Below are 12,691 nucleotides of genomic sequence, written 5' to 3'. Positions count from 1 at the left end.
GGAATTCAAACAATCCAATATCAAATCAATACATTGATGACTTCCAATGGACAAGCTCCATTTGTGACTTTGTTTATGTTTATTGAAGATCACGATGAATACAAGGAAGAAACTGCTAAGATAATCGAAGAGATTTTGAAGCAAAGAATTCAAGGAATTAAAAATGAAGCAGGAGTGTATGTTACACCAGCATTCCCTAAATTAATTTACGTTTTGGATGAAAACAACATTCACAAAGACAGCGAATTTTATCATTTGACTTCACTTGCAATTCGTTGTACTGCTAAGAGAATGTATCCAGATTACATTTCGGCTAAGAAAATGAGAGAAAACTACGAAGGAAATGTGTTCAGTCCAATGGGATGCAGAGCGTTCTTGTCTCCATGGAAGGATGAACGTGGAAACTATCAATTTGAAGGTAGATTTAATATTGGAGTTGTTACGATTAACTTACCACAAATCGGAATTTTGGCAGATGGAGATGAAGACAAATTCTTCGAAATATTAGACAAAAGACTAGAAATGTGCAAACGCGCAGGAGTGTTGCGTTACGATTTGCTAAAAGATGTAACCAGCGATTCTTCTCCAATTCATTGGCAACACGGAGCTATTGCGAGACTTAAACCACATACACCAATCAAAGATTTGTTAATAGGTGGATATGCGACTGTGACTTTGGGTTACATTGGAATTTACGAAGCAACGTTGTTGACTATCGGTGAAAGCCACACAACTCCAAAAGGCAAAGAATTTGCAATGAAGATAATGGATATAATGAATGAAAAAATAAAACAATGGAAAAAGGAAACAAATCTAGGATTTGCATTGTATGGAACTCCAGCAGAAAGTTTAACTCACAGATTTAATAGTATCGACAGAGAAAGATTCGGAGTAATCGAAAACATCACAGACAAAGGTTACTACACAAATTCATTCCACGTTGATGTAAGAGAAGAAATATCTGCTTTTGAAAAGTTCTCTTTTGAATCGAAATTCCAAGACAAATCATCAGGTGGATGCATTTCTTATGTAGAAATTCCAAACATGAGCAAGAATTTGAAAGCTTTGGAAACTCTTGTAAAATACATTTACGATAATATTCAATACGCAGAATTCAATACTAAAAGCGATTATTGTCAAAACTGCGGCTTCGATGGGGAAATTACAATTAACGAAGATGGTGATTGGCAATGTCCGCAATGTGGAAACAAAGACCATGCTACGATGAATGTTGTCAGAAGAACTTGTGGATATCTTGGAGAAAACTTCTGGAACGAAGGAAGAACAAAAGAAATCAAAGATAGGGTATTACACATTTAATGAACTACGCACAAATCAGACAATACGATGTGGCAAACGGTCCTGGAATTAGATGCACATTTTTTGTAACAGGATGTAGCCTCAACTGCAAGAATTGTTTTAACAAAGAATACCAAGACCCAAATTTTGGCGACAAATGGACCGATACACAAACAAATCAAGTAATAGATTATTTAAACCAAGAAGAAATTGATGGACTTACAATTTTAGGTGGAGAACCATTCGAATCATGCGATGATTTGATTGAAATTGTGGGAAAAATCAGAGAAAACACAAACAAAAGTATCTGGATATTTTCTGGGTACACTTACGAAATACTTTCTCAAAAACAAAACTGCAAAAAGTTATTGGACATGTGCGATGTACTTGTTGATGGAAGATTCGTAGACGAATTAAAAGACTTAAGATTGAAGTTTCGTGGATCTTCAAATCAAAGATTGATTGATTTGAACAGAACCACAATAGATAACATCATATTAGTTGATGAAAATAAATTATAAATAAACCGTTAGAATCAGCTGGTTCTAACGGTTTCGTTTTGCAATTAATTACATATTAGATATTATATTTTTGATGAATGAGCCGACTGTTTTGCTGAACATTTCCGGAGATTTAATGTAGCAGAAATCATTCGTGAAGATTTCCTTCTCAAAAGTCAAATCATCTTGTGCTCCAGTGAACACACCTAGTAATTTTATTTTTTGCATTCTAGTCAAGAAGACTTCTTTTGCAGTGTCTTTGACTGCCAATTCTCCGACGTAATCTTCCGCTTTAAATCTGGTTTTGCCGACAAAATTGAGATTTACAATATTGTTGGGTTTACCATCTGTTAACATTATCAAAAGTTTGGACTCCATTTGTTCCGTCATAATATTTCTCATAAATTTGAGTGCCAATCCGTCTCTGTTGGAGCCTTCTGGATGATAATGAAAAATATTTTTGCAGTTTTGTTCATCGTAGTCTTTGAATTTTGTAATTATCAAATAATCGTACATATCCTGAAAACCAAGTACACGAACTTTTATCGACAAATCACTCAATGCTTTGGCGATTACATAAGCTTGTGCCGCTATTATTTCCTTCTTCTCACTTTGACTTGCAGACATATCCAATAACAAATCAACAGACATTGGACTGTTTTCGTTTTTGTATATTTTATTAAAAATTTTATTGTCGTTTAGTTTTGTGTGACGCCATGCTCTTTTAATATCGATAGTTCCGAACGTCGATCTTCTAACATCGTCATCTTCATTTTTGAGAAGAGCAAGTTTTAACATTTCACTTAAAACATTGACTTGACGATTGTATATGAGGATATTCTTCTCAAAATGTTTAACATTCTCATTGTAAGATTCCACCAACAGATTTGTTCTGTAATTTTCAATTCTAGTAGAATTGGCGTTGACTATGTGGAAATTCACGTCAGAATGAATATCTGTGGACAGTTTGTTTTTCAAAGAATTCAAGATAGACTGATCAACGATACTTTTTCCGTACAATCTTTCAATATTTTGATGAACATCCTTAGTTCGTGAAGTTTTTTGAGTGGAGGAGTCACTGTCGACATCCTCATCTTCCAATAATTTGTACAAATCATCAGTAAACTCTTGTGATCCTATGGAATATTTTTCAAGTTGGGATACATTTTCTTGTTTTGTTATAATTTTCTGACTTGTTTTCTCGATAACTGGTTTGACTTCTTTTTTTATTTTTTCAAAATTATCATTATCAGAAATTGCCTTGTATGAGTAGAAATATTTATTTACAATTTTAATCATCAAATCTATCAAAGATAAGCTATTGTCACACTTTGTTTTAGTCAACATCAAGATTTCTCTGATGGATTTGGTAGTTGTCCAAGGTTTATCAGTGTAGTGATATTTTTCTAATTCTTCAGAAATATTTTGCGGATTGGACTTATAATATTTGTCAGAATAGTATAATTTCTGTAATCTATCAAAATCCTCCAGTCCATTTCTATCGTTTAACATTTTATCCTTTAGGTTGTTGCCTAAAATTAGCATCAAAATCGTGAATATATCCGTTTTATTTGACACATTATCAATTATTTTCATAACGGAATTCATATCGTAAAATCTGTGAGCAAATCCAAAAAGCGCAGTCTGAAAAATCTCGGCATAGATATTATCTTTAGTAATAAAATCTAAATTGGGGTTGATGTTGTAATTTTCACTCAACAACCAAAATAGATTTTTGGACCTTGAATCTTCCATTATTCAAATATCTCTTCCGGTGTCAAATCGTCCTTGAATATGGTGTCGATAATATCTTGTACGATTGTTTTTTCAAATTCATCGAATGTTTTATTCACAATTCCAAGTTTTAAGCTGGATTTTACACTCAAACCTCTTTTCATAGCATGGATTGAAGATAACAAACCACGCAAGTCGATACATCTTCCAGAAATTTCAGAATTCAAACTTTTTTCTTGTAAATCCATGAAAAATCTTACGAACATTTTTTGAGCAGTGTCTGTCAATGAAAATTCTTCTGAAAGAATCTTGTTCAAAGTTTTTTCGTCTGTTTTTGGCATATCTATGACGAAAAATCTGGACAACAACGCTTCATTGATTTCACGCGTACCAGCGTAACCGTAATTCATTGTAGCCAAGAATCTCGTTTTTTCGTGAATATCTACTTTTTCAAAACCTGGTATATCTATAATTCGACGATAATCCAAGACGGAGTGCATAATAGCAACAGAATCGTTCTTCGCCATATTAATCTCATCAAACACACAAAAACCACCATTTAATGAAGATTCCAACACAGGACCTGCTCTGAAAATAACCTCATCGTTTTTCAAAGTATCCATCCCAATCAAACTTTCAGAATCTGTATTTACATGAAAAGAAATATTCCATTGTGGTCTTTGGAAAATATACGCCAAATTGTCGCACAATATATTCTTGCCGGTAGCTTTAGGCCCAACCAATAACAAATTGTTCGCTTCCAAAATGCTTGTTATAGCCATTTCCAAAACTTCTTTTCCATAATAGTTAAATCGTGGTTTCGGAATTCTGGATTTGAATTTGTCATCTACATCATTGTCCTTCAAAAAGTTTTCTACATCTTTTATTAAATTTTTATTTATATTTTGTGATTCAAGTAAATTAATCATATTACCTCTTTCATAAACTATCTAATTTGTGACATTAGTATGATATAATAAATTAAAAGAAATTGGAAGTAGGTGAATAAATGAAGAAAGCATGGGGAGGTTTCGTAAAAGGATTTGCGAAATTTTTGGATGGATTTTTCGGATTTTTAATAGCATTTATAGAAACATTGGTTAATTTAACTGTGGGATTTAGGTATGTACTAGGATCCATACTATCCTTCGGTTGTATATTTATATTGTTCTTTCCTTATATATTTTTCAAATACAAATGGGTTACATTTACGGTTTTGTTCATAACGATATTTCCTATTTTAGGTAAAGGATTTGTCAATTATCTAAAATATGTAAAATATTCTATGGTTGAATTCTTACTTGGATACGGGAATTATTATCTCAATAATTCACAAACAAAATACACTTCTTATTCTGATTACAAGAAAAAATACATCTTCAACAAACAAGAAGAAGAAAGAAAAGCGCGTGAAGAACGACAAAGACGTGAACAAGAAGAATGGACTAGAAGATTTGAGGAATGGTTCAATCAAAACGGATTTGGCTTCGATGATTTTGGATATTACCAACAACAAGGTCAATATGGTGGATATAACCAAGGTTATGGTCAACAAGGATATGGATATCAAAATCAATACCAAAATCCAGTGGACGATTTCGTTAGAACTTACGAACAACATTGCGACACGTTGGGAGTTGGATACAACGCAGATAAGTACGAAATAAAATTGAATTACAGAAAACTTGCCAAGAAATATCACCCTGATATAAACAAAGCAGCAGATGCAACTGCTAAGTTTCAAGAAGTTAACAACGCATACGACTTTTTGTCCAATGAACAAAACATAGAAAGATACAACAAAATCAAAAACAAAAAATAGTTTATCGCTGGGAGATTATCTCCCAGTTTTTTTGGAAAAATTAGAAAAAATCTTGACACATTACGAGAAATGGTATAGATTAAAGTAAATACAACATAAATAATATAATCTACAATGAAGTTTAAGAAAAAACAAAATGTTCAACATTGTTATATTAATTAACAATGTAAATGAGAAAATGAAAGGAAATTAAAATGAAAAACAATAATGGTAGAAAAAAATCAACAAAAAAATCAACTATAGCTTTATGTATGGTTATTTTTGCAATTGTCTTTAGTTCAACAGTTTATGCGGTTAAATTAGTTAATGAACAATCCAAAGTTAATGAATTAGAATTGCCTGAATTAGATTCTATGAAAATAACAAAACAAATTAAAAATAGAGGAAAAATTATTAAACAACAATCTATTTCTAGAGTGAATTACAAACAAATTCAAGAACAATTGGGAGTTTCCCTTTTAAATAGTGAACTTTCAAAAGACGATAGATATATGATTACAGATGTTGAAACTGACAATAAAGATTATGCGATAATCAAGTGTGATAATTATATTATTGGAGACACATCAAACTATTCATATAATGATGAAGGATTTTATAGTTTTGATGAAGGAAACTTGTACAAATCTCCAATATCAATACAAGCGGATATAATTTTAAGTGAAACTCAGCTTAACAATGTATGGACTACTGATTATTTGGGAATGTATGGTTTCGTAGAGCAATTTGTTTCGGAACAAGGATATAAAGTTAATTTAATCGAAGAAGAGAATGATGGTAATCAACCACAAAATTTCGTATCTAAAAAGATAGCTGTTTTTGTAGCGGATGGAATTAGATATACATTGACAGGTAGAACAACTGTTGAAAATATGAAACAAATAGTAAATTCAATGAAATAAAATATTTAGGTACTGCACAATGGAAAATTGTGCAGTATTTTTTATTGAAAAAATTTTAAAATTTTAATCACAAAAAGCAAAACTTTGTCTAAATTTTTAAAAATTTATTTTTAATTTAAAAAAATGTAAATTAAAAATATCAAAGTTACAGCAATCAAAAAAATATAATAAAAATGTTTTCATTTATACATATAGCAATTTTTATAAAAAATTCAACAATATATCTAAAATCAATTTAGATTTAAAAAATTATATGGGTTATAATAGGTAGATGTGAGGAAGTGAGTTTATGAAAGATGTAATCAATAAAATAATTGAGATTGATAAAAAAGCACAGGATTTGGATGAATCTTTTCAAAATGATCTTGTGACTGAACAAAAAAAACAAAAAGAAGCTATAAGACAGCTTGAAGACAAATATCAATCAGAATCTGTAACTAAACTTAATTCTGTCCATGACGATATTATTAATAGCCAAAACAATAATATCGAAAATCAAAAGAAAAGTATTGAAGAAAAGAAAAATCACTTGAAGGAAATCTTCGATAAAAACGAGGATAGATTGGTGGACAAATTCTTCAATATTATTACGGAGTAATTATGGGATCTGCAAGATTATATAGTGCGCTTAATACTAAGATTTCTAAGATTAGCTCAGAGCTTTTGTCTGATGAAGATTTTAAGAAATTATTAGAAGCTGATACTAATAAGGATCAATATGATTATCTTTTGAAATTGGGAAAGATTGAGGGTGAATACGCAAACGAGGGCGTGAGTCAGTTTGAAAATAGTCTTAATGATAAGATGATTAGAACTGAAGAAAAGTTGAAGTATTATATGAACGGCAGATACAAGGATTTTTATAATTCTTTGTTGGAGTATTATGTCGTTGAAGATATTAAAACTTTGGCGCGTGTTATCGTTAGAAGGGAATACACCGATAGGTTGAATGATAATCTTATAGTTCTCAAGGATACAAAATTTTCTCGAATTTCTTCGTCGACTACGATTCAAGATTTTGTGGATATGTTAGATGAGCCATACAAATCTATTGTCGATAGGTACAAGGAAGAAAATCGTCACAGAATTTTGTTTTTTATTGAGATGAACTTGGATAGAAATTATTATTCAAACATTATCAAGATGAGTCAAGGTTTATCGAAACAAGATTCTAAGATTGTCCAAGATTATTATGGTGAAAAAATCGACTTATTGAATTTGGAATGGATTTATAGAGCTAACAAATATTATGAAATCAATAGCGAGATTATTTTCAACTTTACGATTTTGGGCGGTAAATTGTTCCAATTGGACGATTTGAAGAAGATTTCGTATATGGATTTTGATGAGTTGATGAAGTTTATTTCCGAAAGTAAGTATTCTTTCTTGGTTAATACCGACAATGATATTGATTTGTATATGGATAGGAGAGTTTACAGATATCTTTATTTCAAGGCTATGGATTTGCTACATACTAATAAGTACAATATTTCGAAACTTATTGCGATTGGCGAATTACTTGAGTTTGAAAAATTTGATATTGAAAAAAGTGTGGAATCTAAGAGATTTAATTTGGATTTTGAAAAGTCCAAGTCTTATCTGATTAGAAGAGTTTAAGGAAGTGGTAAATTGAGAGCAGAAAAAATGTACATGATGAATGTAGTTGGAAATCTGAAGTATCTTGAATCCACTATAAAAGATTTGTTGGATATTGGAAGTGTCGAACTTACTGATAGTTTGAGCCAAATCGAAAACAATACTTTTATCGTTAATATCAATAGTGAAAATATCGAAAAAACTATGGAGTTTAATAATGTTACTGGTTTTGAAAACAGGGATGTTAAGGATTTGAACTCTATTGCTAACAATTTGAAGGATATTTTCAAAATTGATTTGAAAGATGAGAGATTAAAAAGAGAGTACACAGAAGATGAAATCAAAGACTTCTACGGTTCTATTAAATCTAAGGTGGACAAGATCTACGATTGTGAAAACCAAATTGATGAAAATAAAAAAGAATTGGAAGATTTGTATTTGATAGAAGATTTGGATGTTTCTATTGAAAGCTTGTGTGATATGAAGTATTTCGATTATCGCTTTGGCTATTTGTCTAAGGAAAATAGATTAAAGTTGAAGAAAAACTACGATAATATCATGGCAAGTGTACTTCATTTGGCAAGTAAGAACAAAAAGGAAGTTTATGTAGCGATTTATCCAAAAGATGTGTCCATTGAAACAGATAGAATTTTGAGATCGTTGAACTGGACTGATATCAATATTAATAAAAACAGAAAAGAAGTTCCAAAAGAAATAATTTCCAAAATTGAATTGGAAAATGAAAACTTGGGAGCACAAATCTCAGAATTAAATCAAAGTTTGAATGAAATTTACAGGGATAACAAGAGTAAAATCATTGATATGGTGATTTCGGCTAATTTGTTGATTCAATTGGAAGATGTGAAGAGTTTACTAGGAAGAAGTGAAAACTACTTTTACTTGGCAGGATGGGTTCCTGAATCAGCCAAGAGTGTTGTTCAAGAAAAATTATCTGCATACGATGATATGTTCATTAATTTCTTGGATGCAGATGATAGTGGATTGACTCCTCCCACCAAACTCAAAAACAACAAATTTTTTAAGCCGTTTGAGCTTTTAGTTAATATGTATGGCACTCCAAACTACAAGGAAATTGATCCAACAGTATTTTTCGGATTGACTTATATGTTGTTGTTTGGTGCTATGTTTGGGGATTTGGGACAAGGAGCTGTGATGTTTGTCGCAGGTGTTTTGTTAGCCAAATTCAAAGATAAGATGATGGGCGGACTTCTTGAAAGAATCGGCGCAAGTTCCATGATATTTGGAATTCTTTACGGGTCTTTCTTCGGATTAGAAGGAATTATTCCAGCATTATTTTTGAAACCTTTTGAAAATATCAACAAGGTTTTGATCATAGCTATTGGACTTGGTATTGTACTTTTACTGATAGCTTACATTTTGGGATTATGTAACAATTACATTTTCAAAGATGTGCAAGAAGGACTTTTCGGACAAGAAGGCTTGGCAGGATTTATGCTATTCTTGTTGTTCTTATTATTAGCTGCAACAGTTGCATTGGAATTGCATGTTGTACCTGTTGGAGTAATTGCAGCATGTATGTTGATTGTGATTTTTGTTATGATTTTCAAAGTTCCATTGACACAACTTTTGTACAAAAGAAGACCTCTTCACAACGGTTTGGATGTTACAGGTTATTATGTTGAAAGTTCATTTTCAATTATTGAAACTTTGATTTCAATGTTTTCTTCAACTGTATCATTCATAAGAGTGGGTGCTTTTGCTATTAACCACGTTGGTTTGTTCTTGGCATTCACATCTATCGGTAAGATGATAGGAACTAACGCAGGAAATGTAGCGATGATAATCGTAGGAAATATCGTGATTTTGGGTCTTGAAGGTTTGATTGTGTTCATTCAATCATTGAGACTTGAATATTATGAATTGTTTAGTAAATATTTTAAGGGTGATGGAATTTTGTTCCAACCAACTATAAAGAGAATTTAAAGGAGATAAATTTATGTATTTTATTTTAATTTCAACAGCAATAATAGTTTTATTGACTATAGGTTCAGGTGTTTATTTGTTATACAACAACACTGATTCATCAAAAACAAAATTGAAAAAAGCTTTAAGAACTAATCTTTTTGCTATAATTCCATGTCTTGTAATGGCATTTGTATTTTTAATGCCAAACTCTGCATTTGCAGAATCTGCTGCTGGTGCAACTAATGGTCTTGGACTTTTGGCAGCTGCTTTGTCAACAGGTCTTGCAACAATTGGTACTGGTTATGCAGTAGGTGTTGTAGGTTCATCAGCATTGGGAGCTGTTAGTGAAGATCCATCATTATTAGGTAAATCATTAATTTATGTAGGATTAGCAGAAGGTATTGCAATTTACGGATTGGTTATTTCAATTCTTATTTTGCAACAATTATAATTATGAAATCCGTAATTATAAGTGCGGATAATGTTACAAATCTTGGTATGCGCCTTGCTGGAATCACTGGTTTAGTAGCCAAAACAGAAGCAGAGATGAAGAGAGCTTTCAAGGCTGCAACTATGGATGATACTTTGGGTGTTGTCATTATTACTGAAGAGGTGTTCAATACAATCACAGATGAGGTGACAAAACACAAAGACAAGGGTAAGAAACCATTGGTTGTAACAATACCCGGAAGAAATGGACTTGAAGACAAAGATTTCTTGATGAAATACATCAAGGGATCTATAGGAATTAAGGTAGATTAGAGGTAGAAATGATTTTATTAGAAAAGAAATTAGATATTTTTAACAAGATAATCTATACGAATAAGAAACAAGATTATGAAAAGAGACTTCTCGATGTAAAAAACTCTAATCAAAATGAGCTAAAAAATTACGAACAAAAGTTAATTGATGAATACAATATTAATTTGAAGAAAAGAACCAGAAAAGCCGAACAAAAATCTATAGAAAAATTGAGAACTGCTGAACAAGAAAGCAGAAGAGAGCTTTTGGTTTTGAAAGAAAATGTATTGCAAAAATTATTTGATAATGTTACTAAAAAAATATTGGATTTTGTAAAGACTGATACTTACAAGGAAAAACTAATCAAAAATATTAAAGAAAACTTATCTGAGTTGGACTACAAGGTAGTGTTATTGGTTTTACAAAATGATTACGATTATGTAACTAAGAATTTAAGTTGTGAAAAAGTCGAAGAAATCAAATCCATTCCTAACAATTATTTGGGAGGATTTATGATTCAAGACGTTGAAAAAACAGTGAATTTTGATTACACTTACTTGTCAAAAATGAAAGATTGTAAACATCAAATGGGAGAAGATATTCATAATCTAATGACTGGCGGTGATATCAATGAATAATGGTAAGATTTTTTCTATAAACGGTCCTGTAATTAAAGGAAGAAACATGACTGATTTTACTGCCAAGGAAATGGTGTTAATCGGTGAAAAAAAATTAATTGGAGAAGTTATCAGTCTTGAGGATGATATCGCAGTTATCCAAGTTTATGAAGAAACTGAAGGATTGAAAAAGGACGACGAAATTTATCACACTAACAAGCCACTTTCACTTAAGTTGGGACCTGGTTTGCTGAAGAATATGTTTGATGGTATTGAAAGGCCACTACAAGATATTAGAGATAAATTTTCAACTTTTATCCCAGAAGGTATAGGACTTATTTCTATTGATGAAGAAAAATTATGGGATGTCACTATTAAAGTTAAAGACGGAGATAAAGTTACTCAAGGACAAATCATAGCAGAAGTTCCAGAAACAGAAGCTATTGTTCACAAAATTATGATTCCAGTTGGAGTTAATGGTACTGTAAAAAATGTACTTGAAGATGGCAAGTACAATATTGAAACGACTATTATGCAAGTGGAAGATGATTTTGGTAATTTGACAGATATCAAATTGTATCAAGACTGGCCAATTAGAATTCCTAGACCTTCCAAAGAAAGATTAGATGTGGATCGTCTATTGGAAACTGGACAAAGAATTTTGGATGTGTTCTTCCCACTTGCAAAAGGTGGTACTGTGGCTATTCCAGGTGGATTTGGTACAGGAAAGACAATGACACAACACCAATTGGCAAAATACGCTGATGCAGATATCATAATTTACATTGGTTGTGGTGAACGTGGTAATGAAATGACAGAAGTATTGGAAGATTTTCCAAAACTTATCGATCCAAATAACGGGAAACCACTTATGGAAAGAACGGTTTTGATTGCTAATACTTCCAACATGCCGGTAGCAGCCAGAGAAGCAAGTATCTACACTGGAATTACAATGGCGGAATACTTCAGAGATATGGGATATGATGTCGCAATAATGGCTGACTCTACTTCTCGTTGGGCAGAAGCTCTTCGTGAAATTTCAGGAAGACTAGAAGAAATGCCTGCAGAAGAAGGATACCCTGCATATCTTCCATCGAGAATTGCACAATTTTATGAAAGAGCGGGAATTGTCAAAACTTTGAATGACAATGAAGGTTCAGTTACAATCATCGGAGCAGTTTCTCCGGCTGGTGGAGATTTTAGTGAACCAGTTACTGAAAATACTAAGAGATTTGTTAATGTGTTCTTGGGATTGGACAAGGACTTGGCATATTCAAGACACTATCCTGCTATTAACTGGATGAGTAGCTATTCTTCTTATGTTGAAAAATTAAGAGATTATTACGAATCTAAACTTGGCGAAGATGTTGTAGATTTGAGAAATCAAATGCTTAAATTGTTATACGAAGAAGACAAATTAAAAGAAATAGTAATGCTTGTTGGTGAAGATGTTCTTCCAGACGATCAAAGATTGATTTTGGACATTTCAAATGTAATGAAGCTAGGATTTTTGCAACAAAATGCTTTTAGTAA

Annotated in this window: 13 protein-coding genes; 11 read left to right on the top strand and 2 right to left on the bottom strand. The window is 31.8% G+C overall.

The annotated features are described in order from the left end of the window. A partial coding sequence (nrdD, locus tag KHW44_RS02365) for an anaerobic ribonucleoside-triphosphate reductase (protein ID WP_304065495.1) occupies positions 1–1,320 on the top strand: 1,320 nt, incomplete at its 5' end. Further along, entirely contained in the window at positions 1,320–1,820 is a 501-nt protein-coding gene (gene nrdG / locus KHW44_RS02360; protein WP_304065492.1) for an anaerobic ribonucleoside-triphosphate reductase activating protein, read from the top strand. The genes nrdD and nrdG, both read left to right, overlap by 1 nt. Positions 1,821–1,868: 48 nt before the next feature. On the opposite strand, the gene KHW44_RS02355 is transcribed toward nrdG, so the two are convergent. Then, positions 1,869–3,554 carry a hypothetical protein gene (locus KHW44_RS02355; protein ID WP_304065452.1) on the bottom strand — a complete coding sequence of 562 codons (1,686 nt, stop codon included), beginning with the start codon at positions 3,552–3,554 and terminating at the stop codon, positions 1,869–1,871. Continuing rightward, positions 3,554–4,462 carry an AAA family ATPase gene (locus KHW44_RS02350; protein ID WP_304065449.1) on the bottom strand — a complete coding sequence of 303 codons (909 nt, stop codon included), beginning with the start codon at positions 4,460–4,462 and terminating at the stop codon, positions 3,554–3,556. The genes KHW44_RS02355 and KHW44_RS02350 overlap by 1 nt, the downstream gene beginning before the upstream one ends. Positions 4,463–4,542: 80 nt before the next feature. On the opposite strand from KHW44_RS02350, the gene KHW44_RS02345 reads away from it, so the two are divergent. The 9 genes from KHW44_RS02345 to KHW44_RS02305 all read left to right on the top strand — a co-directional run. Next, positions 4,543–5,355 carry a J domain-containing protein gene (locus KHW44_RS02345; RefSeq protein WP_304065446.1) on the top strand — a complete coding sequence of 271 codons (813 nt, stop codon included), beginning with the start codon at positions 4,543–4,545 and terminating at the stop codon, positions 5,353–5,355. A gap of 194 nt (positions 5,356–5,549) precedes the next feature. Further along, on the top strand, positions 5,550–6,257 hold the full coding sequence (locus KHW44_RS02340; RefSeq protein WP_304065443.1) for a hypothetical protein: 708 nt from the start codon (positions 5,550–5,552) through the stop codon (positions 6,255–6,257). Positions 6,258–6,546: 289 nt separating this feature from the next. Then, on the top strand, positions 6,547–6,855 hold the full coding sequence (locus KHW44_RS02335; protein WP_094223660.1) for a hypothetical protein: 309 nt from the start codon (positions 6,547–6,549) through the stop codon (positions 6,853–6,855). 2 nt (positions 6,856–6,857) lie between these two features. Beyond that, positions 6,858–7,874, top strand: a complete 1,017-nt coding sequence (locus KHW44_RS02330) for a V-type ATPase subunit (protein ID WP_304065440.1) — start codon at positions 6,858–6,860, stop codon at positions 7,872–7,874. Between the two features lie 12 nt (positions 7,875–7,886). Continuing rightward, positions 7,887–9,818, top strand: a complete 1,932-nt coding sequence (locus tag KHW44_RS02325; RefSeq protein WP_304065437.1) for a V-type ATP synthase subunit I — start codon at positions 7,887–7,889, stop codon at positions 9,816–9,818. A 13-nt stretch (positions 9,819–9,831) separates the two neighbouring features. Beyond that, positions 9,832–10,251 carry an ATP synthase subunit C gene (locus KHW44_RS02320; protein ID WP_094207412.1) on the top strand — a complete coding sequence of 140 codons (420 nt, stop codon included), beginning with the start codon at positions 9,832–9,834 and terminating at the stop codon, positions 10,249–10,251. A 2-nt stretch (positions 10,252–10,253) separates the two neighbouring features. After that, positions 10,254–10,562 (top strand): V-type ATP synthase subunit F, encoded by a 309-nt coding sequence (locus KHW44_RS02315; RefSeq protein WP_294685031.1) that lies wholly within the window; start codon positions 10,254–10,256, stop codon positions 10,560–10,562. 8 nt (positions 10,563–10,570) lie between these two features. Then, positions 10,571–11,179: a V-type ATP synthase subunit E gene (locus KHW44_RS02310; protein ID WP_294685032.1), complete on the top strand. Its 609-nt coding sequence runs from the start codon at positions 10,571–10,573 to the stop codon at positions 11,177–11,179. Beyond that, positions 11,172–12,691 (top strand): V-type ATP synthase subunit A (locus KHW44_RS02305; RefSeq protein ID WP_304065431.1); only part of this gene is annotated, 1,520 nt, incomplete at its 3' end. The genes KHW44_RS02310 and KHW44_RS02305, both read left to right, overlap by 8 nt.

This window comes from Finegoldia magna (assembly GCF_018371055.1).
Lineage (GTDB): Bacteria > Bacillota > Clostridia > Tissierellales > Peptoniphilaceae > Finegoldia > Finegoldia magna_I.
Note: the sequence above shows the minus strand (reverse complement) of the source record. Positions and strands in the feature narration are given on the sequence as shown.